Annotated in this window: 21 protein-coding genes and 1 tRNA gene; 10 read left to right on the plus strand and 12 right to left on the minus strand. The window is 73.1% G+C overall.

The window, feature by feature from the left end:
• Positions 1-113: 113 nt before the first annotated feature.
• Both MNZ29_RS13190 and MNZ29_RS13195 read right to left on the minus strand, forming a co-directional pair.
• On the minus strand, positions 114-1,985 hold the full coding sequence (locus MNZ29_RS13190; RefSeq protein WP_242355511.1) for a LamG domain-containing protein: 1,872 nt from the start codon (positions 1,983-1,985) through the stop codon (positions 114-116).
• Positions 1,986-2,240: 255 nt separating this feature from the next.
• Complete coding sequence (locus MNZ29_RS13195) at positions 2,241-2,843, minus strand: 2-hydroxychromene-2-carboxylate isomerase (RefSeq protein ID WP_242338025.1); 603 nt, start codon at positions 2,841-2,843, stop codon at positions 2,241-2,243.
• 90 nt (positions 2,844-2,933) lie between these two features.
• Between MNZ29_RS13195 and MNZ29_RS13200 the strand changes: the two genes are divergently transcribed.
• The 6 genes from MNZ29_RS13200 to MNZ29_RS13225 all read left to right on the plus strand — a co-directional run bounded on the left by MNZ29_RS13200 (position 2,934) and on the right by MNZ29_RS13225 (position 8,138).
• Complete coding sequence (locus MNZ29_RS13200) at positions 2,934-5,150, plus strand: ATP-dependent helicase (RefSeq protein ID WP_242355513.1); 2,217 nt, start codon at positions 2,934-2,936, stop codon at positions 5,148-5,150.
• Between the two features lie 23 nt (positions 5,151-5,173).
• Complete coding sequence (locus MNZ29_RS13205) at positions 5,174-6,793, plus strand: Hsp70 family protein (RefSeq protein ID WP_242355516.1); 1,620 nt, start codon at positions 5,174-5,176, stop codon at positions 6,791-6,793.
• A 2-nt stretch (positions 6,794-6,795) separates the two neighbouring features.
• On the plus strand, positions 6,796-7,206 hold the full coding sequence (locus tag MNZ29_RS13210) for an SCP2 sterol-binding domain-containing protein (RefSeq protein WP_242339961.1): 411 nt from the start codon (positions 6,796-6,798) through the stop codon (positions 7,204-7,206).
• A 14-nt stretch (positions 7,207-7,220) separates the two neighbouring features.
• Positions 7,221-7,538 (plus strand): hypothetical protein, encoded by a 318-nt coding sequence (locus MNZ29_RS13215; RefSeq protein WP_242339962.1) that lies wholly within the window; start codon positions 7,221-7,223, stop codon positions 7,536-7,538.
• Between the two features lie 53 nt (positions 7,539-7,591).
• Positions 7,592-7,663: transfer RNA gene (locus MNZ29_RS13220), tRNA-Val, on the plus strand.
• A 274-nt stretch (positions 7,664-7,937) separates the two neighbouring features.
• Entirely contained in the window at positions 7,938-8,138 is a 201-nt protein-coding gene (locus tag MNZ29_RS13225; RefSeq protein ID WP_242339963.1) for a hypothetical protein, read from the plus strand.
• Positions 8,139-8,450: 312 nt separating this feature from the next.
• On the opposite strand, the gene MNZ29_RS13230 is transcribed toward MNZ29_RS13225, so the two are convergent.
• The 5 genes from MNZ29_RS13230 to MNZ29_RS13250 all read right to left on the minus strand — a co-directional run bounded on the left by MNZ29_RS13230 (position 8,451) and on the right by MNZ29_RS13250 (position 14,092).
• Positions 8,451-9,896, minus strand: coding sequence for a DUF294 nucleotidyltransferase-like domain-containing protein (locus tag MNZ29_RS13230; protein ID WP_242339964.1), 1,446 nt, complete (start codon positions 9,894-9,896; stop codon positions 8,451-8,453).
• A 28-nt stretch (positions 9,897-9,924) separates the two neighbouring features.
• A complete protein-coding gene (locus tag MNZ29_RS13235; protein ID WP_242339965.1) occupies positions 9,925-10,296 on the minus strand; it encodes a response regulator transcription factor in 372 nt (123 codons plus the stop codon).
• Positions 10,293-13,076 (minus strand): sensor histidine kinase, encoded by a 2,784-nt coding sequence (locus MNZ29_RS13240; protein WP_242339966.1) that lies wholly within the window; start codon positions 13,074-13,076, stop codon positions 10,293-10,295. Before MNZ29_RS13240 ends, MNZ29_RS13235 begins: the two co-directional genes overlap by 4 nt.
• An 11-nt stretch (positions 13,077-13,087) precedes the next feature.
• Complete coding sequence (locus tag MNZ29_RS13245) at positions 13,088-13,288, minus strand: hypothetical protein (protein ID WP_242339967.1); 201 nt, start codon at positions 13,286-13,288, stop codon at positions 13,088-13,090.
• 156 nt (positions 13,289-13,444) lie between these two features.
• Entirely contained in the window at positions 13,445-14,092 is a 648-nt protein-coding gene (locus MNZ29_RS13250; RefSeq protein WP_242355518.1) for a hypothetical protein, read from the minus strand.
• 393 nt (positions 14,093-14,485) lie between these two features.
• Between MNZ29_RS13250 and dmeF the strand changes: the two genes are divergently transcribed.
• Positions 14,486-15,514, plus strand: coding sequence for a CDF family Co(II)/Ni(II) efflux transporter DmeF (gene dmeF, locus MNZ29_RS13255; RefSeq protein WP_242339970.1), 1,029 nt, complete (start codon positions 14,486-14,488; stop codon positions 15,512-15,514).
• A 29-nt stretch (positions 15,515-15,543) separates the two neighbouring features.
• On the opposite strand, the gene MNZ29_RS13260 is transcribed toward dmeF, so the two are convergent.
• The 4 genes from MNZ29_RS13260 to MNZ29_RS13275 form a co-directional block, all read right to left on the minus strand.
• A complete protein-coding gene (locus tag MNZ29_RS13260; RefSeq protein ID WP_242355520.1) occupies positions 15,544-16,314 on the minus strand; it encodes an SDR family NAD(P)-dependent oxidoreductase in 771 nt (256 codons plus the stop codon).
• 107 nt (positions 16,315-16,421) lie between these two features.
• Positions 16,422-17,006, minus strand: coding sequence for a GyrI-like domain-containing protein (locus MNZ29_RS13265; RefSeq protein WP_242355523.1), 585 nt, complete (start codon positions 17,004-17,006; stop codon positions 16,422-16,424).
• A 136-nt stretch (positions 17,007-17,142) separates the two neighbouring features.
• A complete protein-coding gene (locus MNZ29_RS13270; protein ID WP_242339973.1) occupies positions 17,143-17,319 on the minus strand; it encodes a hypothetical protein in 177 nt (58 codons plus the stop codon).
• A gap of 201 nt (positions 17,320-17,520) precedes the next feature.
• Positions 17,521-17,883 carry a hypothetical protein gene (locus MNZ29_RS13275; protein ID WP_242339974.1) on the minus strand — a complete coding sequence of 121 codons (363 nt, stop codon included), beginning with the start codon at positions 17,881-17,883 and terminating at the stop codon, positions 17,521-17,523.
• Positions 17,884-17,949: 66 nt separating this feature from the next.
• Between MNZ29_RS13275 and MNZ29_RS13280 the strand changes: the two genes are divergently transcribed.
• From MNZ29_RS13280 to pheA, 3 genes are all read left to right on the plus strand, one after another.
• A complete protein-coding gene (locus tag MNZ29_RS13280; protein WP_242355525.1) occupies positions 17,950-18,609 on the plus strand; it encodes an HAD family hydrolase in 660 nt (219 codons plus the stop codon).
• 139 nt (positions 18,610-18,748) lie between these two features.
• Positions 18,749-19,171, plus strand: coding sequence for a large conductance mechanosensitive channel protein MscL (mscL, locus tag MNZ29_RS13285; protein WP_242355528.1), 423 nt, complete (start codon positions 18,749-18,751; stop codon positions 19,169-19,171).
• Positions 19,172-19,227: 56 nt separating this feature from the next.
• Positions 19,228-20,064, plus strand: a complete 837-nt coding sequence (pheA, locus tag MNZ29_RS13290) for a prephenate dehydratase (protein ID WP_242355530.1) — start codon at positions 19,228-19,230, stop codon at positions 20,062-20,064.
• A 9-nt stretch (positions 20,065-20,073) separates the two neighbouring features.
• Here pheA and MNZ29_RS13295 read toward each other — a convergent pair.
• Positions 20,074-20,641 (minus strand): homocysteine S-methyltransferase family protein (locus MNZ29_RS13295; RefSeq protein ID WP_242355532.1); only part of this gene is annotated, 568 nt, incomplete at its 5' end.

Raw genomic sequence — 20,641 nt, forward strand, 5'->3', positions numbered from 1 at the left:
ACGCGCGGCGGCGGCTTCAGCGGCCGGCCCGACGGCACCACCTGCTCACCCGCGCTGCGCGGCCACGGCGGGTCCCCCGGCGCCGACCCGGGGGACCCGCGGCGGGCCAGCCGTCAGTACCAGAGATCGTCGCGGCGCACGCCTGCTCCCGGCCGCAGCCCCTGGTCGTCGAGATCCTGCGCGAGGTCGTTCCAGAGCGACTCCGCGAGCCCGGACAGCGCGCTGCGCTTGCGATCGAGGCTCATCGGGTCCGTGCGACCGCGGCCGGCCTGGAACTCCTGCGCGGCGCGGCGGAGGTACCCGGCGATGCGCCCGCTCCGCTCGGTGCGGGCGGCCTGCTCGGCCCGCTCCAGCTCGTCGAGGATCCTCGCTTCCACCCGCGCGACGAGGTCGGCGCTCCGGCGGACGCAGGCAGTGTCGAACTGGGCGAGCAGCCGGTCCACCTTCACCAGGAACGCGCTCACCTCCTCGTCGTCGCCCCCGCGCCCGGGCCGGCCTCCGCCCGAGCCGCCGGTGCGCTCATGCGCCAGCGCTGCGACCTCGTCGTCGGCGATGGCCCCGCGGTAGACACGGACGTCGTCGAGCCGCCCCTCGAGCCCGGTCCCGAGCCGCGCGCGGGCCCCGGTCGCGTCGGGGCGGGCGCCGAGGAAGGCCGGGCCCTTCGAGCCCTCGAGCCGCTGGAGCGACGCCTCGGCCTCGACGGACCCGTCGAGGAAGATCGCTGCGCGCTCGCCATCGAAGGTGGCGGCGACGTGGACCCACTGGCCCTTGGCCACCGCGCGCGCGGTCCGCACGCCCTGCGCCCGCGAGCCGTACCCACCGCCGGGGATGGCGAGGGCCACCTTGCCGCCCGCGTCGATCCGCAGCTCGAGCCAGCGATCCCGTGGGCCCTCAGCGGACGAGACCTTCGAGAAGATCACCTGCTCGCGGTCGGTGCGGCCGGGCCGGACCCAGGCCGCGATGGTGAACCGATCGGGCTCCGCCCGCTGGCCGAGGTCCACGTAGTCCCTGCCGGAGAAGGCGAGCGAACCCTCTGGGTCGCCGCCGCGGTCCTCCGCCGGGCGTGCCTTGCCGACGATCTTGCCGTCGGCGCGGCCCTGCCGGTCGGCCGCGTCGCCGTCGAGCGGGTACCACGCCACCAGCGCGGCGGCGCCGCCGCCGTCCGGGCCAGGCCCGCCGGGCGGCGGATACGGCATGGGCGGCACGGACGGCGGCGGCGCGCGGCCCGCCACGGCCAGCAGCTCCGCGTCGCCGAGCGCGCGATCCCAGAAGTTCACGTCCTCGATGCCGCCCTGGAACGCGAAGGTTGGGCCCGCCGGCGTGCGACCGTCGCGGCCACCACCCTCGGGGCGCGCGCCGATGAAGGTCTCGGTGCGGGTCTGGGCGTACGCCACCTCGAGCGGAGCGCCGTCGCGGACACCATCCACCCAGAGCTGCGCTCGTCTGCCGTCGTAGGTCGCGGCCACGTGCACCCAGCGGCCGGGCTCGAGCGCGCGCTGCCCCTGCGCCGCGTCCCAGTCGCCACCGCCCGGGACGTGCAGGAAGAGCCGGCCGCCGGGGTCGAGGCGCAGCTCGAGGTTCTTCTCGTAGTGGCCCGGGAGGTTCCGGATCTTGGAGACGATCGCCATCACACGGTCGGTCGCGTCGGGCCGGATCCAGGCGGCGATGGTGAAGCGCGGGAGCTGCAGCGCGTCGCCGAGGACGACCCATGCGCGCGCACCGTCGAACCAGAGCGCGCCCCGGGGCCGCCCATCGTGGCCCTCGAGCGGGCGCGCGCCGACCACGCGCGCCGGCCTCCGCGTGACGCGGTCCACGGCGTCGCCGTCGAGCGGGTACGACGCCACCAGGCCGCGATCGAGCTCGACCGAGACCGGGCTCGCGCTGGGCCGGCCGTAGGGATCGATCGACCGCGCCTGCGCCGTAGCGACGGCGGGCAGCACGAGGGCGAGGGCGAGAAGGGCGAGGGTGCGGGGTCGAAGCAGCATCGGGGCCTCCGGGTTGGGCGCGCAGGGTCGCAGGGGCTCGGGGCCGCCCGCAAGCGGTGGTTCGTACGACACCGGGGACTCCGGCGGCGCTCCGCGTATTCAGCCGCAGCGGGCTCCTCGCGCGGCCGGGTGGCGGGCTCCGTGCGCAACGCGTCGAAACTCTTCGGGTTGGCACTCGGCTTCGAGGCACGCCGCCGCGTCCTCGAACACTCTGGGTCCGGCGAAGCCGAAGCCTGGAAAGGATCGCGCGTCGAGTCAGGTTCCGGTGGCCCACTCGAGCGCGTCGTCGAGCCGGTCCTGGCCGAAGAAGAGCTCGCCGCGCGTGACGAAGTCGGGCGCGCCGAAGAGGCCGAGCCGGGACGCCTCGGCCGTCCGGTCGCGGAGGGCCTGCTTCACCTCGGAGGACGACGCCCGCGCGACGAGGGCCTGCGGGTCCTGCCCGGCGTCCGCGAGGAGCGCCGCGACGACCGCGGGGTCCGCGATGTCCCGGTCCTCGGCGAAGTTCGCGCGGAAGACCGAGCGGAAGAAGTCGGGCGCCCACGGCTCGGCCGCGACGATGCAGCCGATCCGCGCGGCGAGCAGGCCGTTCCGGGGGAAGAGCGAGGGCCTCCGCCACGGGAGACCGTACTTCGCGCAGAGCCGCTCCACGTCGCGCCACATGTAGCGGCCGCGCACCGGGTAGGCGTTGAACGGGGAGTCCTTGATCCCGAGCTGCTCGGTGAAGATCGGACCGAGCAGGAACGGCCTCCACTCGACCGGAACGCCCGCGCGGGCGGCGAGCGGTTCGATCCGCAGCGCGGCGACGTACGAGTAGGTGCTCGCGAAGTCGAACCAGAACTGGAGGGGCGCGCTCGGCATGCGACGATCTTAGCGCGCCCCTGGCCTCCGGGGCCGGGGCCGGCTGGACCCGTGTCGGACCCGCCTGCTACGTTGCACGTCCCTGAACGTATGTCCCGGCGTTACCAGCTCAAGTCCCAGGCCGCCCCGGCCCGCGCGCTCAACTACCAGGGCCTGCTCAACGACCAGCAGATCGCGGTCGTCGAGGCGGGCGAGGGGCCGATCCTCGTCGTGGCGGGAGCCGGCTCCGGCAAGACGCGCACGCTCACCTGGCGCGTGGCGCGGCTCCTCGCGGACGGCGTCTCGCCCGAGTCGATCCTCCTCCTCACCTTCACCAACAAGGCGGCGCAGGAGATGCTCCGGCGGGTCGGCGAGGTCTGCCGGCTCGACACGCGCCAGATCACCGGCGGCACGTTCCACCACGTCGCGCACCAGATCCTGCGCGAGCACGGCGGCGAGCTCGGCTACCAGAAGGGCTACTCGATCCTCGACCGCGAGGACTCGCGCGACGTCATGACCGCGGCGATCGCCGACTGCGGGCTCGCGGTGGGGGCCCGCCGCTTCCCCAAGGCGGACGTCCTCATCGACCTCGTCTCGATGGCGGTGAACACCCAGACGCCGCTCGCCGACGTCCTCGCCGACCGACGCCCGCAGTTCGTCCCGCTGACCGACGACGTCCTCCGCGTCGCGCGCCGCTACGCAGAGCGGAAGCACGAGCTCAACGCGATGGACTTCGACGATCTGCTCCTCAACTGGAAGATCCTGCTCGCCGAGCGCGAGACCGTCCGGCGCGCCGTCGCAGGCCGCTACGCCCACGTGCTCGTGGACGAGTACCAGGACACGAACCGGCTCCAGGGCGACGTCGTCGACCTCATCGCCGCCGGGCACCGGAACCTCTGCGTCGTCGGCGACGACGCGCAGAGCATCTACGCGTTCCGCGGCGCCCACTTCGCGAACATCCTCGAGTTCGAGAAGCGCTACCCCGACGCGCGCCGCTACGACCTCACCGTCAACTACCGCTCCACCCCGCAGATCCTGGGCCTCGCGAACGCCTCCATCGCCGCGAACATGCGGCAGTTCGAGAAGGAGCTCACGAGCGTCCGCGCCGACGGCACGCTCCCGGCGGTCGTGCCCTGCCGCGAGGTCCAGCAGCAGGCCGCGTTCGTCGCGCAGCGGGTGCTCGAGCTCCGCGACGAGGGCATCCCGCTGCCGGAGATCGCGGTCCTCTACCGCGCGCACCACCACGCGATGGAGATCCAGTTCGAGCTCGCGCGGCGCGGCATCCCCTTCGTCGTGCGGAGCGGGGTGCGGTTCTTCGAGGCGGCGCACGTGAAGGACGTGCTCGCCCACCTGCGCTTCGTCCGCAACCCCGGCGACGAGCTCGCCCTCAAGCGCTGCCTCAAGATCACCCCCGGCGTCGGGACCGCCACCGCGGAGGCCGTCTGGAACGCGTTCCTCGGGCGGCGGCGGCGCGGGGCGGGCACGGTGGACGAGCTCCTCGCGCCGGACGTCGCCTCCCACGTGCCGCCCAAGGGGCGCACGGGGTACCGCAAGCTCGCGGAGCTCCTGCGGGCGCTCTCGCGCAAGCCCACCGCCGACCTGCCGGGCGAGGCGATCGAGAAGGTCATCGAGGGCGGCTACGAGGAGTACCTCCGCGCCGAGTTCCTGAACGCCGACTCGCGCGTGGAGGACCTCCGCCAGCTCGCCGAGTACGCGCGCGGCTACGAGGACACCGAGACCTTCCTCGCCGAGATCTCGCTCCTCACCGAGCTCACCGCCGAGACGGTCTCGGAGGGCGGCGAGCCGGACGAGAAGATGATCCTCTCGTCGGTGCACCAGGCGAAGGGGCTCGAGTGGCGGGCGGTGTTCGTGGTGTGGCTCTCCGACGGGAGGTTCCCGTCGGCGCAGGCGCTCAAGGATCGCGACGGGGAGGAGGAGGAGCGGCGCCTGTTCTACGTCGCGTGCACCCGCGCCAAGGACGAGCTGTACCTCACGTACCCCATCCTCGCCGCGCCGCGCGACCGCGAGCGCGTCGTCATGAAGGCCTCGCGCTTCGTCGAGGAGCTCCCCGGCGAGCCGGAGCTGTTCGAGCGCTGGCAGCTCGACGAGCCGGGGGGCGGCGCGCCCGCGCTCGGCGCCGCGCCGCCGCCGCACGGGCAGCTCCCGCCGCGCGACCCGCGCGTCGTGCCGGCGCTCTTCGGCGCGCCCGATCCCGCCGACGCGCCGCGCCTCGGCGCGCGCGGGAGCGCCGCGCGCGAGCTGCCGGCCGCGAACGACGGGCCCGAGGACGGGGACGGGGACGGGGACGGGGACGACGTGCCGTTCTAGATTCGTGCTAAGGATCCGGGCACATGGCCGCCCGCGAGAAGCCCGTCCTCGGCATCGATCTCGGCACGACCAACGCCTGCGTCGCGCACGTCCGCAGCCGGCTCCCCAAGGTGGTCCCGACCGACCGCGGCAACCTCATCCTGCCCACGGTCGTGGCGCTCTCGGACAAGGCCGACTTCCTCGTCGGCGCCGTGGCGAAGGACCAGCTCGTCACGAACCCGAAGAACACCATCTACGGCGCGAAGCGGCTCATCGGGCGCAAGTGGAGCTCCAAGGTCGTCCAGGAGCTGCGCAACTACTATTCGTACGACATCGTCGAGGGGCCGAACGGCGACGCGGCGGTGACGCTGGGGGGCAAGATCCTCACGCTCCCCGAGATCTCCGCGATGGTGCTCGCGCACATCAAGAAGATCGCCGGCCAGTTCCTGCAGAAGGACATCGACGAGGCGGTCATCTCGGTGCCGGCCTATTACTCCGACGCCCAGCGCCAGGCGGTGCGCGAGGCCGGACGGCTGGCCGGGTTCGAGGTGAGACGGATCGTGAACGAGCCGACCGCGGCCGCGCTCGCGTACGGGTTCGGGCGCGCGCTCGACCAGAAGATCCTGGTCTACGACCTCGGCGGCGGGACGTTCGACGTCTCGGTGCTCCAGCTCCAGGGCAACGTCTTCGAGGTGCTGGCGACCGGCGGCGACACGTTCCTCGGCGGCGTGGACTTCGACAACCGCATCATCGACTACGTCCTCGAGGACTTCTGGCGGCAGCACAAGATCGACCTCGCCGGCTCGCCCATCGCGATGCAGCGGGTCAAGAAGGGCGCCGAGGCGGCGAAGATCGACCTGTCGCTCATCCCGAACGTCACGATCGACCTGCCCTACATCGAGGAGAAGAAGGGGCGCCCGCTCGACGTCCGCGTGCCGCTCTCCCGCCAGCAGCTCGACGACCTCACGATGGACCTCGTCTACCGCACCTTCGAGCTGTGCGACCAGGTGCTCGCCGACAAGCGGCTCCGCCCGCAGGACATCGACGAGATCATCCTCGTCGGCGGGCAGAGCCGGATGCCGCTCGTCCAGCAGAAGATCCAGCAGCACTTCGGCAAGCCGGCGCGCAAGGGCGTCCACCCCGACGAGTGCGTCGCGCTCGGCGCGGCGATCCTGGGCGACTCCCTCGGCCAGATCGACTCGGTGACGCTCGTGGACGTGCTGTCGATGCCCATCGGCATCGCCACGCCGCAGAACCTGTTCCGCCGGGTGCTCGAGAAGAACACCACCATCCCCGCCTCGAAGAGCTTCCGCCTCCCGCCGCCGCGCGAGCCGGGGAAGCCCATCGAGATCGACATCTACCAGGGCGACTCGGACCACGTGGTGGACGACGAGTTCCTCGGCTCGATCCGGCTGCCCGCGGCGGCGACGGGCCGGCGCATCGACTTCAGGCTCGACGAGGAGTGCCTGCTCAAGGTGAGCTTCGACGATCCGGTGAAGGGCATGACCGAGCTCGAGCTCGCGACGCGCGACACGCCCGAGGCGATCCGGCGCGCGCTCGCCGAGGACGCGCGCGGGCGGGCGGCGGGGGAGGGCGGTCGCGCCGCCGAGGGCGACGCGGGCGAGCGCCGCGGCGGCATCTTCGGGTGGCTGAAGCGGGGCTAGCGATGCGCTTCGGATCTCGCGAGTGGATCGACGCGGTCGCCGCCGCGCTCAACCGGCAGCCGGACCTCGCGAGGGCGCTCGCCGGGCTCGGCGCCGACGCCGCCTTCGTGGTCGAGGCGGAGAGGCCCGCCTGGAAGGCGGACGTGGCGGCCTACGCGCGCCACGCGCGCGGGCAGATCGTGGAGTGGCGTCTGCTCGAGGATCCCGACGATCTCCTCGAGCTCGAGCCCGCCTACGTCGTGCGCGCGCCCTACGGCACATGGAAGGGGCTCTTCAACGGGGGCGACCCCGTGAAGGCCGCGATCTCCGGCCGCGTCCGGGTCGAAGGTGACCTCGAGGCGCTGGTGCGGCGGAGCGGATTCCGTTACGTGGTCGATGCGGCGCTCTGCGCCGTCGTGACCGAGTTCCCCTGAGGAGGCGGAGACGGATGGCGCGCAAGGGCTTCGCAGAGCGGCTCCTCGAGACGGGGACCCGGCTCGTCACCCAGGCGACGGAGGCGGTCCTCAAGGACCCGCGCGGCCAGGAGGCCGTGGCGCGCGCCGTGGGCGCCGCGCAGCGCGGTCGCAAGCGGCTCGAGGAGGCGCAGACCCGCTTCATGAAGGCCGCGGGCGTGCCCGGCCGGCAGGATTACCAGGAGCTCGCGAAGCAGCTCGCCCGCATCAAGCGCAAGGCGCGGGAGCTCTCGCACCGGCTCGACGAGCCGGGTCGGCCGGGCGACGGACCGGACGGTCCCACGACGCATTGAGCTCGTTGACACGACCCGGGACCGACGGCATACTCCGCCGCCTCGTTGCACCGGGGCGCTTAGCTCAGCGGTAGAGCACAGCCTTCACACGGCTGGGGTCGCAGGTTCGAAACCTGCAGCGCCCACAAGAAGATCGAGGGGTTGGCGGAGACGCCAGCCCCTTTCCCTTTTCTGGAGGGTCGCCTCGGGCGCCTACCCGCCGGGAAACCCCGCGTCCTCTCGGCAGCGACGATCCGCGGCTGCCGAGCGTGGCCGTGCGTCACCCAGGGTGACCTCCGGGGGCCGGACGGGCCATCGCCGGCAGGACGCTCGCGGGGCTGCGCGCACCGAGGCGCCCTGCTACAGGGTGAGTTGCGGCGCGCGGCGCACGACGCGTCCGCCCCGCGCCAGGAGGCCGCCATGGCGGACGTCGCGTATCGCCCGGAGATCGTCATCGAGCGGCTCGCGGGCTCGATCCGGAGAGCCCACCTCCCTGCCGAGCCCGAGCCCGTGCTCTTCGGGACCCACGGCGCGGTCGCGGAGCACTACGGTAGGGCGCCCGGCACGTTCGAGCCCCATGCGACGACGCTCGACTACGTCATCGGCGCCACCGGCGGCTGACTGCTCGGCACCTTCGGAGGCGCGCTGGAGGCGCGCCAGATCCCGGCCACCGGCGACAGGCTCCGTGCGCGGGTCACGGGCGAGGTCGAGCTCGAGGAGCGCGTGCTCGTCATCCGGCGCATCCACGTGGTCCTGGAGCTGAAAGGGAGCGCCGAGCAGCGGGAGACCGCCGAGCGCGTGCACGGCTTCTTCGCGGACGCGTGCCCCCTGTACCGCACGCTCCGGAGCGCCATCGCCATCACGACCGAGCTCGCCCTTCTCGGTCGGCTAGAGCGCCTGCCCGTCGCCCCCCGGGTCGCGCCCCGCGCACGATCACAGCTCGTACTCGCGGGCGACGAGGCCTTGCAGCCTGCGCGCCTGCCGGAACGCCTCCTTGAGGACGTGGCGGTCGAGGTCGTTGAGCTCCCTCGGGTCCACCCGGTTCGCGCCCTCGCCCGGCGCGTGCGTCGCCTGGTTTCGCAGGCGGAGCAGGTGGATGAAGTAGAAGGCGTCGACGAGGGCGGCGACGCTGCCGGAGCCGAGGTGCCCGGCGTCCGCGACCGCACGGAGGCGCTCGGCGCTGCTCGTGTGCGGGATGCGGTGGGCGAGCGCGAGGATGCGCGCGGCGTCCACGAACGGTCGCGAGCCGTAGGTCTTGAGCTCGAGCGTGTGGGGGAAGTCCTTCGCCCGGTTGTCGAAGACGAAGTCGCGGAGCGTGCCGAGCGGCGGCTGGCACGTGAGCGCGTTCTCGGCCAGGACGCGCAGGAAGAGCGGCCGCTCCGCAGTCTCGGCGAGGAGCCACTCCCGGAGCTGCTCCGCGAGGCGGTCGGCCCCGTGGATCGGCCTGAGGTCGAAGAAGACGGAGGCGTGGAGGAGCGCCTGCGCCTGCGGCTCGTGGATCCAGCGCCCGAAGGCGCGCCGCCACTCGTCGAGGGTGAGGCACCACTGCGGGTTGCCCGCCATGATGCCCCCCTTGCAGAGGGGGAAGCCGCAGGCGTCGAGCTTCTCGTTCACCGCCCGCGCGAACGGGACGAGCGCCGCGCGGACCTCCGCGGCGTCCGACTCCTCGGCCTCGAAGACGAGGCCGTTGTCCTGGTCGGTGCTGAACGTCTGCTCGAGGCGGCCCTCCGACCCGAGGGCGATCCAGCAGAACGGCACCGGCGGCAGGTCGTGCTCGTCGATCGTCAGGTCGATGATCCGGATGGTGAGCAGATCGGTGAGCGTCGAGGTGAAGTGGGTGAGCAGCTCCGCGCCGACGCCCTGGGCCACGAGGCCGATCGCCAGGTGCCGGATCTCCGCCGCCGCGCCGCGGAGCGCGGCGAGGTCCTTCGCCGCGGCGATCTCGCCGCTCACCTCGCCGAGGCCGACCCGCTGGAGCCCGAAGAGATCGTCCCGCGACACGACGCCGGCGAGCCGCCCCTCGCCGTCCACCACCACGACGTGTCCCATGGCGTTCCGGGCCATCAGCAGCGCGGCCTGGTGCGCGGTCGCCTGGGGCCGGAGCGTGACGAGGCCGCCCGTCATCGCCGCGGCGATCGGCTGCTGCAGGTCGCCGCCGGGCAGCGTGACGCGCCGGAGGAGGTCGCGCAGGGTGAAGATGCCGAGTGGGACGTCTCCCGTCCGGTCCGTCACCACGATGGAGTCGATGCGCGTCCGCTCCATGCGCTCGAGCGCCACCCGGAGGGTCGCGTCGAGCGGCACCGTCACCGCGGGGCGGCGGATGATCGCCGCCAGCGGGCTGAACATCGACAGCGTCGCGCGTCGCCCCTCGGTCCCCACGGTCGCTCCTCCGTCGCTCGCGCGAGGCTCAGCGCCGGACGCCGAGCAGGTCCTTCATCTGCGCCAGGAGCTCCTTCGTGGAGAACGGCTTCGTCACGTACGCGTCGGCGCCGGCCCGGAGCCCCCGGGCCACCTCGGTGTCGCGGCCCCTGGCGGTGAGCATGAGGATCTTCGTCCCCCGCCACCGCGGGTCGGCGCGGATGCGCTCGCACACCTCGAAGCCGTTCAGCTTGGGCAGCATCACGTCGAGCACCACCAGGTCGGGCGCCGCCGCCATCGCCTCGAGCGCCGCCTCGCCGTCCGGGGCGACCGCCGTCTCGTAGCCCTCGCGCTGCAGGAGGTACTCGAGCGAGATGACGATGCTCGGCTCGTCGTCCACGATCAGCACGCGCTTGCTCATCGCCCGACCTCCTTCCGCTCCGCCACGCGCGGAGCCTCGCCGGCGGCGCGGGCGCCCGCGTCGAGCGGCAGCACGAACGAGAACGTCGCGCCGTGGCCGGGCTCGCTCTCGACCCAGAGCCGTCCCCCGAAGTGCTCGACGATCCTGCGGCTGATGGGCAGGCCGAGGCCCGTCCCGCGGGGCTTGCCGGTCAGCGTGTCGCTCACCTGCCGGAACTTCTCGAAGATGAGCTCCTGGTCGGCCGCGCCGATCCCGGGGCCGCTGTCCTGCACGTCCACCCGCACGCCGTCCGGCGCCGGCGCGAGCCGGACCTCCACGCGGCCGCCGCGCGGGCAGAACTTCACCGCGTTCGACAGGAGGTTCATGAGCACCTGCACGAGGCGGTCGCGGTCGGCGCGGACGCGCGGCGCCGGCGCGAACGAAACCGTGAGCTCGACGCCGCTGTCGCGGAACAGCTGGCTCGTCGCGTCGACCGAGTCCTGGATGGCCTCCTGCACGTCGAGCTCGGAGGTGTGCCACTCCGCGCTGCCCGACTCGATCTTCGCCATGTCGAGGAGCTGGTTGATGAGGCGGGTGAGCCGCTCGGTCTCCTTGACGATGATGGCGAGGAAGCGCGAGCGGTCGGCGAGGTTCGTGCGGGGATCCTCCCTGAGGATCTCGGAGAAGGCGCGGATCGACGTGAGCGGCGTCCGGAGCTCGTGGGTGACGCTGGACATGAACTCGTCCTTCATCCGGTCGAGCTCCTGGAGCTGGGCGTTCGCCGCGCGCAGCTCGGCGGTCGCGGTCTCGAGCTCGCGCGACTTCTGCTCGAGCTCGCGGCTGTAGGCGCGCACCTGCGACGCCTCGTCGAGGATGTCCATCACCTCGTCGATCGAGACCGGCTCCTCCTGCACCACGGAGGCGACGAGGACGCGCGCCGAGGCGCCCCCGATCGCGCCGGCGAGCTGGGTCTCGGCGAAGTGGACGAGATCGGCGTCGGCGGGCAGGGCGTCGAGCGACGCGCACCCGCGTCGCCGCGCGTAGGCGAGGAAGGCCTCCCTCGCGCGGTCCGGTCCGAGGAACCGCCCGGTGAGGGGGAGCAGATCCTGCACCGAGGCGCTGCCGCGCCAGAAGCGGGACCGGTCGAAGGCGTGGGTGCGCTCGAAGACGTCGACGAACAGGGTCGCCTGGCTCGTCTCGGCGACGCCGGGCCGGCTCGCGACCGACACGCCCACGTAGAGGCCGATGTTCGCGAGCATGCTCCAGAACAGGGCGTGCGGGATCTCGTCCATGCCCACGAGCCCGAACAGCTCCTGGGGCCGGAGCAGGGCGAGGCCGAAGAGCCCGTCGGTGAGGAAGCGCGCGGGCAGCCACCCCGACTTGGCGAAGGACGGGAGGAGCAGGGTGTAGGCCCAGACGACGAACCCGCCGGAGAGCCCGGCGATCGCGCCGGAGCGGGTGCCGCCGCGCCAGTAGATGCCGCCGAGGATCGCCGGCGCGAACTGGGCGACCGCCGCGAAGGAGATGAGGCCGATCGCGACGAGGGCGTACGCGTCGCCCGCGACGCGGAAGTAGACGTAGCCGAGGAGGAGGATCGCCCCGATCGCCAGCCGGCGGATCGAGAGCAAGAGGCCCGAGACGTCGCGCCACGCGTTGAGGCGCAGGGACTTCAGCCGCAGCAGCACCGGCATGACGAGGTCGTTGCAGACCATGGTGGAGAGCGCGATCGTCTCCACGATCACCATCCCGGTGCCGGCGGAGAGACCGCCGATGAACACGAAGAGCGTCAGCGCCTCCTTCTGCTGGGAGATCGGCAGGGTGAGCACGAAGGTGTCCGCGTCCACGCCCGCCTCAGCGAGGAGGGAGAGCCCGCCGATGGCGACCGGCAGGACGAAGACGTTGATGAGCAGGAGGTACAGCGGGAAGAGCCAGATCGCCTTGCCGAGGTGGTCCTCGTCCACGTTCTCGACGACGGTGATCTGGAACTGCCGCGGCAGGAACATGATCGACAGCATCGACAGGAGCGTCAGGAACGCCCAGGTCACGTAGCTGCCGCTCGTGCTCGGCACGGTGAGGAGCCCGCGCAGCTCCGGCGTGCGCTCGGCGAGCCGGAAGACCTCGCCGAAGCCGCGGTACATGCCGAACGTCACGAACGCCCCGACGACCAGGAACGCGAGCAGCTTCACGACCGACTCGAAGGCGATGGCCGCCACGAGCCCCTCGTGGCGCTCGGTGGCGTCGAGGTGGCGGGTGCCGAACAGGATCGTGAAGGCGGCCAGCATGAGCGCGATGTAGAGGGCGCTGTCCTGCAGGAACGGCTGCGCCTGCGCCTTGCCCGGCATGACGATGCCCGGATAGTGCAGGAGGATCGTGAAGCTGCCGGAGATCGCCTTGAGCTGGAGCGAGATGTAGGGGATGACGCCGAGCACGGCGATGATCGTCACGAGCCCGCCGAGCAGCTGGCTCTTGCCGTAGCGCGAGGCGACGAAGTCGGCGATCGAGGTGATGCGGTAGGCCTTGCTGATGCGGAGGATCTTCCGCATCACGTACCACCACAGCGGCACCATGAGCGTCGGCCCGAGGTAGACGGGGAGGAAGCCGACGCCGCTCGACGCCGCGCGGCCCACGCTGCCGTAGAACGTCCAGGTGGTGCAGTACACCGCGAGCGACAGGGCGTAGATGTACGGGTTCGCGATGAGCGACCGGCCGGCGGCGGCGCGCCGGTCGCCGTAGTACGCGATCGCGAACAGCACGCCGAGGTAGGCGAACGAGGCGACGCCGATCACCCAGCGCTGGAGCATGGGCCCCGCTCCTAGACCCGCGCCCGCTCGATGACGAGCGCCATGAGGAGGATGATCAGGATCCACACCGCGAACACGTAGGCGTAGAGCAGCGGGATCCCGGCGAGCTCGCCGGGACGCGCGAAGAGGAAGAGGATCGGGTAGTTCAGCAGCGCGCCGCCCATCAGGAAGATGGCGACCAGGCGCGGCCCCGTCGTGCCCGAGCGGCTCATCGCGCCTCCGACCGCAGGTCGAGGTGCACTATAGCGCGCTCCTCGCGGCCCATGCGGGACGGCCCGGATCGCTCGGACGGCATTCGAATGCGACGGACGAGCAAAGGGCGCCCCCGTTCGTGCGAGGCGCCCTCACCGCGGGGCTTTTCGAGCAGGCTACTTGAGCTCGATGGTGGCGCCGTTCACGAGCCGCACTTCCTCGACCGTGAACGCGGCCTTCCCGATGAGCGCCTGGGCGTTCGCGAGGCCGGTCGTGGAGGTCGTCGTGCGGGCCTGGACCGTGATGGTGTGGTAGCCGACGTCCACGTTCGCGGCGCCGAAGAAGAACGCGTGGGCCGCCTCGGTGTCGAGCACGAGCTGGAGGATCTCGTCCTGATACGCGCAGCCGTCGAGCGCGACGGTGCCGTCGGCGAGGATCTGGCAGCTGAAGCCGTCGAACTGCGCCATCAGGTACTGGCGCCGGCGATCGAACGTCACCTCGTTGGGCGCCGCCTCGTTGCCGTCGACCAGCACGCGGACCTCGATCTTCGCCTCGGCCTCGGCCTCGCTCTTGCGGTACTGGCTGCTCGCCACCGTGGTGTCGGTGAACAGCGAGGTGACGAGCGACACGCCGAACATGAGGTCCTTCTGGGACGACGTGTGGATGCTGCCCGTCATGAGGGTCTGCCACTCACCGGCGCCGGCGGCCGCCGCCTTCGGCAGCGCCTTCAGCACTCCCATCCCCATGTCGACCTTGGCGGACTGCGCATACGCAGTTCCGGAGAGCACGACGAACGCCACGAGCAGCTTGCTGAGGAGCTTCATCTGATTCCCCTGTCCTGGAAGAGGCGGCCTTGATGGCGCGCAGGGGGGGAGTTAGGCAGGCGAGCCATCGCCCGGTATCCCGCCGTCCATGGACCAGGCGACGGGTTCCACCGTAGGTGACGACCCCTACGGCGCGTGCAACTGGCGAATGCAGCGGAGATTCCGGGATGGTCCGCACAACCCGTGATAACGACTGTGCGTGAAACCCGGTCGCACCCGCTGTGACGACCCCCTGCACGGCCACGGCGGGGAGGTGACCGCAAGCCTGCTTTCTTGAGGCCGCCACGCCGGGCTGACACCAGGGGAGCAGCCGCTCGCACGCGGAGCGCGCGCGCGGGTCACGGCTGCGTTATGGTGCGCCCGCTCGGGGCTCAGGCCCGGGCGGAGGGCGACATGCACGCGGAGAGCGTCGAGAGCTGGCGGCACGAGCACGCCTTCGTCGGGCAGGAGCCGGCGCGCGCCGAGCGGCGCACCCGCTGGGTGGTCGGGCTCACGCTCGCGATGATGGTCGCGGAGATCGCCGCCGGGATGCTGTTCCGGTCGATGGCGCTCCTCGCGGACGGCTGGCACATGGGAACGCACGCGGCGGCCCTCTCGGTCGCCGCGTTCGCCTACGCCTACGCACGAAGGCACGCCGCCGACCCGCGTTACACCTTCGGCACCGGCAAGGTCGGCGCCCTGGGCGGGTTCGCGAGCGCGGTGGGGCTCGCGGTCATCGCGTTCCTCGTGCTCGCCGAGAGCTCCGTCCGGCTCGCCTCGCCGGTCTCGATCCGCTTCGATCAGGCGATCCTGGTCGCCTGCATCGGCCTCGCCGTGAACCTCTTCTGTGCGTTCCTCCTGCGCGAGGACCACGGGCACGACCACGGCCATGCCCACGATCACGACCACGATCAGGATCACGAGGAGGACCCCGCGCACGACCACCCCGGCCCCGGGGATCCCGGCGCGGGGCACGCCCACGCGTCCCGCCACGGCCACCGAGACCACAACCTCCGCGCTGCCTACCTCCACGTGCTCGCCGACGCGCTCACCTCCGTGTTCGCGATCGTGGCGCTCCTCGCGGGCAAGACGCTCGGCTGGACCTGGATGGATCCGGTGATGGGCATCGTCGGTGCGCTGGTCATCGCCCGCTGGTCCGTGGGGCTCCTGCGGGACACCTCCGCCGTGCTGCTCGACGCGGAGGTGGCGCCCGGACGTCGCGAGGAGATCCGTTCGGCGCTCGAGGAGGGCGGCGATCGGCTCGCGGATCTGCATGTCTGGCGCGTCGGCCCGCGCCACCTCGGGGCGATCGTCTCGGTCGTGACCGAGGACCCGCGTCCCCCGGCCGCCTACAAGCAGCGGCTCGCGCGCTTCCCGGATCTCGCGCACGTCACCGTCGAGGTGCACCGCTGCGAGGCGGGCGGCTCGCGCGGCGCGGCCTGACCGCCGTCCTCGATCGCGGCCGCCTCGGCTCAGAACGTCCGGCTCTGACCGCCGTCCACCACCCAGCACGCACCGTTCACCCAGCTCGCGCGCTGCGACAAGAGGAAGGCCACGACCGCGGCGACCTCCTCGGGACGCCCGAAGCGCCCGCCCGGGATCTCGCGGCGCACGAACTCGGCGATGCCCTCCGGGTCGGCCAGCCGGCGGCGCTCCCAGCCGCCGCCGGGGAACTCGATCGAGCCGGGCGCGACCGCGTTCACGCGGATCCCGTCCGCGGCGACCTCTCCGGCGAGGGCCTTCGCGAGGCTCAGCTCCGCGGCCTTCGCGATGTTGTAGGAAGGCCCGCCCCCGGCCTCGCGTCCCCAGATCGACGCGATCATCACGATCGCGCCGCCGCCGCGGCGCCGCAGCTCGGGGATGACCCGCAGGCTCGCGCGCAGCGCGGGGAAGAGGTTCCGGTCGAGCACCGCGCGGAAGTCCGCCTCGTCCGCCTCGGCCAGGCGGCGCGCGCCCGAGCCGCCCACGTTGTTCACGAGCAGATCCACGCCCCCCAGGCGCTCCGCCGCCGCCCGGACGAGGGCGTCGACCCCCTCCGCCGTGGTCAGATCGCAGGGGAGGGCGAGGTGCGGCCCGGGTCCCTCGGCCTCGAGCGCGCGCAGCGTCTCGCCGAGCGCGGCCTCCCCCCGCGCGCCGATCGCGACGCGCGCTCCCTCGCGTGCGAGCTCGACGGCGATGGCGCGCCCGATCCCGCGGCTACCGCCGGTCACGATCGCGATCTTCCCGCTGAGGCCGAGGTCCATGGCGCGAGTGTAGCGCGGCTCGAGTCCCGCTCGCCTCGCGCGCGGCCGGGCGCGTCGGCGCGCCACCGCGATCGCGCACGGCGTGCCGAGCAGCGCGCCCTCGGTCCTCAGTGCTCGAACGGCGCGAGCGGGTGGCGCACGATGGTGAGCAGCGCGTCCGGCGGCGTGGGCGGACCGTTCAGGTAGATCTCGTGGATCGGAGGGGCGAGGCGGCGCCCCTCCTCCTGCGCCGCGGCCTCGAGGCGCGCGACGGCCGGGCCCACGGCGTCGTAGCGCCCGCGGTGGAGCGTCTGCAGGCACTCACCCTCGGAGAGCTCCTGGATGCGGACGTCGCGCGCGAGCGGCGACGCCTCGGCGACGGCGGCAGCGGCCTCGGCCAGCGCGACGCGTCCGGGCGCGGCGTCGGCGAGGCGCAGGAGCAGCTCCCACGTGAACGTCCCCCGCGTGACGTCGGGGGTCCACCAGAGCGCCTCGAGGAACCCGGGCTCGGTCGGGACACCGCGGCGCGCCAGCTCGCCGGCCACCGCGAACAACGCGGCCACGTCCGCCTGGAAGGCGCCGCCTCCGGGCTCGCCCCGCCCGACCTTGGCGAGGTACCGCGCCGGCTCGACGGTCACGAGGCGCGGCGCCTCCGCTGCGGCGTATTCGCCGCGACCGGTCAGCGGCGGCTCGGCCGCGTGCGCTCCCTCCATGACCACCTCCCAGGCTCTGGGGGAAACAACGCGCACGCTCGGGCGAGGACGCAAGCCCGCGCCGCACGAGCTCGCGGAGGGAGCAGCTGCGTCAGGGCCCGCGCACCGGCCCCGCCGCCTGGCGCTCCCCGCCCGCTCAGGTGTTCGGCGTGAGCGCCGGGAGCTCGCAGCGCGAGTCCTGGGACCTTTCTCGCTCGCGCAGCCGGCGCCGGCACTCGGCGCAGGTGACCGTCTCCTGGAGGATCGTGCACCAGCGTGCCTCGACTGCTCCGCACAGCGCCGCGTTCTTCGCAACGAAGTGGATGCGGTCCATGGTTCCTCCGGAATCGGGTTACGGCGGACCGGGTCGCGGAACCAACGCTTGCGAGTATTCGCGCAGAACCTCCGACCCGGGAGTCCCACGATCCCGGTCGTAGGCCGCTGTGTGGGGCGGTGTTCTTCTCGTGATCTCGCGCCCCTGGCCCTGCGACGGCCCGTCCGCGGCGCGAGGCCGCGTTGGACTGAGGGTGAATCGTCAGGCGGTCGCGCCCGGCTCAAGGTCCTCGGCCGACCACGCCAGCGCGAGGGGGAGCCCGGCGGCGACCTCGTCCTCGAGCACCTCGAGCCCGAAGCCGGAGAGCAGGCGGGCGTGATCTGAGCTGCCCGGCAGGAAGGCGATCTGCTTCGTTCGCCAGCACTGCCGGCTGAACGTCGCGAGGATGCTCGCGGCGAACTCGAACGCCTCCTCGGCGTGCGTGAGGTCGACCACGAAGCGCGTGGCCTCCGACTCCTCCATGGCGAGGCGCAGCGCCCAGGCCGACGCGCCGTCGAACGCGCCGTGGACCGCCAGCACGACCGCGTCCCCCGCCTGCCATCGAACGATCGCTGCGCCCGTCATCTCGAAGGAACGTTAGGCACTCGCTGCGCGGCGCAAAGGGAGAATTTGCACTATGCTCCGCGTCCCTTGTCGGCACGCGACCCCATCGCCATCCTCTTCGACCTCGACGGCACGCTCGTCGACACCGTCCCCTTCATCCTCGCCTCGGTCCGGCATGCGTTCGAGGGCTACGGCCGCTGCCCGACCGACGCCCAGTGGATCGCAGGGATCGGCACCCCGCTCAGGGCGCAGGTCGCCTCGTTCGTGCGTCGTCCGGAGGACGTGGACCCCCTGGTGGCGCGCTACCGCGAGTTCTGGGTCGAGAATCACGACCGGATGGCGCGTGCCTTCCCCGGGGCGCTCCAGGTGGTCGAGTCGCTCGCGGCGGGCGGGCACCCGATCGGCGTGGTGACGGCCAAGACCGAGGAGGGTGCGCTGAGGACCCTCCGCCACACCGGCCTCCTGCGGTACATGCAGGCGATCGTGGGCGCCGACACCTGCGCGCGGTGCAAGCCGGATCCCGAGCCGGTGCACGTCGCGCTCGCTCGGCTCGAGCGGCCCCCGACGCAGGCGATCCTCGTCGGGGACTCGCCGCATGACATCGCCGCGGCGCGCGCCGCGGGGGTGAGGGCTTACGGGGTCCTCCACGGTGCGTGCGATGGCCCGCGGCTCCTCGCCGCGGGTGCCCTGGCGCTGCTCGAGGATCTCGCCCCGCTGCCGGCCCTCGCCGCGGCGGCCAGCCATTAGCCGTCGCCGGGAGCGACGGCTCGCACCCCACCGGGCGCAGCAGCTCCTCACCCACCCGCGCGCACGCCGGGCTACGCTCCCGCGGGGCGGCCGTCCCGCGGCACGAACGCGCGCGCGGCTCCGCTGGACGGAGGACACGATGGTGGACGCTACCGAGGCGACGCGCCGGACCGGCTTCGCGAAGGAGTTCCGGGAGTTCCTGCTCAAGCAGAACGTGGTCGCCCTGGCCGCGGGCGTGGTGATCGGCGCGGCGATCGGGAAGGTCGTCTCCGGGATCGTCGAGCTCGTGGTGATGCCGATCGTCGGGCTCCTGCTGCCGGGACAGAACGAGTGGCGGCAGATGAAGCTCGAGATCGGTCGCGGGAACGCGATCGGCTACGGCGAGGTGCTCGGCAGGCTGCTCGAGTTCGGCGTCATCGCGCTCGTCGTGTTCCTCGTCCTGAAGGCGTTCGTCCGCGCGCCACCGCCCGCCGCGCCGTCGCCGACGAAGGCCTGCCCGCAGTGCCTCGAGACGATCCCCGCCGCCGCGCGCCGGTGCCGCGCCTGCACCTCCGAGGTCTGAACGAAGCCGGCGCGCGAGAGCGCGGCGAGGCCTCTGCGCCGTGGTAAGAGTCGAGGATGCGCATCGCCTACCTCGGCCCTCCCGGCACGTTCAGCGAGGAGGCCGTCTCGCGCTGCGACCTCGTCCGCGGCGGCGAGGCGATCCCTCGGCCCACCTTCGCCGACGCCTACCACGCGCTCCGCCGGGGCGAGGTCGACGGCGCGCTCCTCCCCATCGAGAACTCGATCGAGGGGAGCGTCGGCGCGACGCTGGATCTCCTCGTGCACGAGCCCGGGCCGCTCATCCGCCGCGAGCTGCTCCTGCCCGTCCGCCAGCACCTCCTCGCGCGCCCCGGCACGCGGCTCGAGGAGGTCCGCCGCGTGCTCTCGCACCCCCAGCCGTTCGGGCAGTGCAGCCGCTTCCTCGGCGAGCGGCTCCCGGGCGTGACGCTCGAGCCGACCCACTCCACCGCGGAGGCGGCGCGAAAGGTCGGGGCGGGAGAGGCGGGCGCGGGCGCGGCCGCCATCGGCTCGCGCGCGGCCGCCGCTCGCTACGGGCTCGAGCTGCTCGCCGAGTCGATCCAGGACGTGGACGAGAACTTCACCCGGTTCGTCCTGCTCGCGCAGGCCGACGAGGCGCCGACCGGCGCCGACCGCACCAGCATCGCCTTCACGCTCGACCGGGATCGGCCGGGCGGGCTGTACGAGGTCCTCGGCGAGCTCGCGAGCCGCGGGATCAACCTCTCCAAGGTCGAGAGCCGCCCGATGAAGCAGGCCCTCGGGCACTACGTCTTCTTCCTGGACTTCGAGGCGCACCGGCTCGACGCCGCGGGCGCGGAGGCGCTCGCCGGGGTCCGCGCGCGCGTGCACCGGCTCTGGCTCCTCGGGTCGTACCCGCGCGGCGGGACCCCGTAGCCCGTTCGCCTACGCGATCGCGCGCCAGCTCGCCGCGACCGCGCGGAGGTGATCGCCCGTCGCGCCGCAGCAGCCGCCCGCGAGCGCCGCCCCAGCGCGGAGCGCGGGCGAGAGGTCCGCCGCGAAGGCTTCTGGCGCTCGCACCGCGCCCGGCAGCCCCGCGCTCGGCTTCGCCACGAAGGGGACGGGGAGGGCACCCCGCGCCCACGCCGCGAGCTCCGCGAGCGCCGCCCCGGGGGCGACGCAGTTCACGCCCGCGGCGCTCGCGCCGAGCGACGCCATCGCGAGGAGCGCCTCCTCGACGGGCGTGCCGTCCGTGAGCGTCCACGGCGGCCCGCCGGAGGGGGTGAAGGTGACCACCGCCTCGAGGCCGGTGGCTCGCGCCGCGACCAGGGCGAGGCGCGCCTCGGCCCGATCGTGCTGCGTCTCGAGCCAGAGGAGGTCCGCGCCCGCGGCGCAGAGCGCCCGGGCTGCGCGCCCGTAGCCCGCGGCGAGGGCGCGGACCGGCGCGGATCGTCCCGGGCCGGCGAGGCCCGTCGGGCCGAGCGCGCCGGCGACCCGCGCGTGCGGAGCCGCC

Source organism: Anaeromyxobacter sp. SG64, from assembly GCF_022690745.1.
Classification (GTDB): Bacteria; Myxococcota; Myxococcia; order Myxococcales; family Anaeromyxobacteraceae; genus Anaeromyxobacter; species Anaeromyxobacter soli.

Coding starts and splice junctions, on each gene's coding strand:
- MNZ29_RS13245 (WP_242339967.1), bottom strand. CDS start 13,288: ATGAGCCGCTCGGGCACGACGGGGCCGCGCCTGGTCGCCATCTTCCTG.
- MNZ29_RS13265 (WP_242355523.1), bottom strand. CDS start 17,006: ATGGAGGGAGCGCACGCGGCCGAGCCGCCGCTGACCGGTCGCGGCGAA.
- MNZ29_RS13235 (WP_242339965.1), bottom strand. CDS start 10,296: ATGAGCAAGCGCGTGCTGATCGTGGACGACGAGCCGAGCATCGTCATC.
- MNZ29_RS13195 (WP_242338025.1), bottom strand. CDS start 2,843: ATGCCGAGCGCGCCCCTCCAGTTCTGGTTCGACTTCGCGAGCACCTAC.
- MNZ29_RS13275 (WP_242339974.1), bottom strand. CDS start 17,883: ATGACGGGCGCAGCGATCGTTCGATGGCAGGCGGGGGACGCGGTCGTG.
- MNZ29_RS13215 (WP_242339962.1), top strand. CDS start 7,221: ATGGCGCGCAAGGGCTTCGCAGAGCGGCTCCTCGAGACGGGGACCCGG.
- MNZ29_RS13200 (WP_242355513.1), top strand. CDS start 2,934: ATGTCCCGGCGTTACCAGCTCAAGTCCCAGGCCGCCCCGGCCCGCGCG.
- MNZ29_RS13270 (WP_242339973.1), bottom strand. CDS start 17,319: ATGGACCGCATCCACTTCGTTGCGAAGAACGCGGCGCTGTGCGGAGCA.
- mscL (WP_242355528.1), top strand. CDS start 18,749: ATGGTGGACGCTACCGAGGCGACGCGCCGGACCGGCTTCGCGAAGGAG.
- MNZ29_RS13205 (WP_242355516.1), top strand. CDS start 5,174: ATGGCCGCCCGCGAGAAGCCCGTCCTCGGCATCGATCTCGGCACGACC.
- MNZ29_RS13225 (WP_242339963.1), top strand. CDS start 7,938: ATGGCGGACGTCGCGTATCGCCCGGAGATCGTCATCGAGCGGCTCGCG.
- MNZ29_RS13240 (WP_242339966.1), bottom strand. CDS start 13,076: ATGCTCCAGCGCTGGGTGATCGGCGTCGCCTCGTTCGCCTACCTCGGC.
- MNZ29_RS13250 (WP_242355518.1), bottom strand. CDS start 14,092: ATGAAGCTCCTCAGCAAGCTGCTCGTGGCGTTCGTCGTGCTCTCCGGA.
- pheA (WP_242355530.1), top strand. CDS start 19,228: ATGCGCATCGCCTACCTCGGCCCTCCCGGCACGTTCAGCGAGGAGGCC.
- MNZ29_RS13210 (WP_242339961.1), top strand. CDS start 6,796: ATGCGCTTCGGATCTCGCGAGTGGATCGACGCGGTCGCCGCCGCGCTC.
- dmeF (WP_242339970.1), top strand. CDS start 14,486: ATGCACGCGGAGAGCGTCGAGAGCTGGCGGCACGAGCACGCCTTCGTC.
- MNZ29_RS13260 (WP_242355520.1), bottom strand. CDS start 16,314: ATGGACCTCGGCCTCAGCGGGAAGATCGCGATCGTGACCGGCGGTAGC.
- MNZ29_RS13190 (WP_242355511.1), bottom strand. CDS start 1,985: ATGCTGCTTCGACCCCGCACCCTCGCCCTTCTCGCCCTCGCCCTCGTG.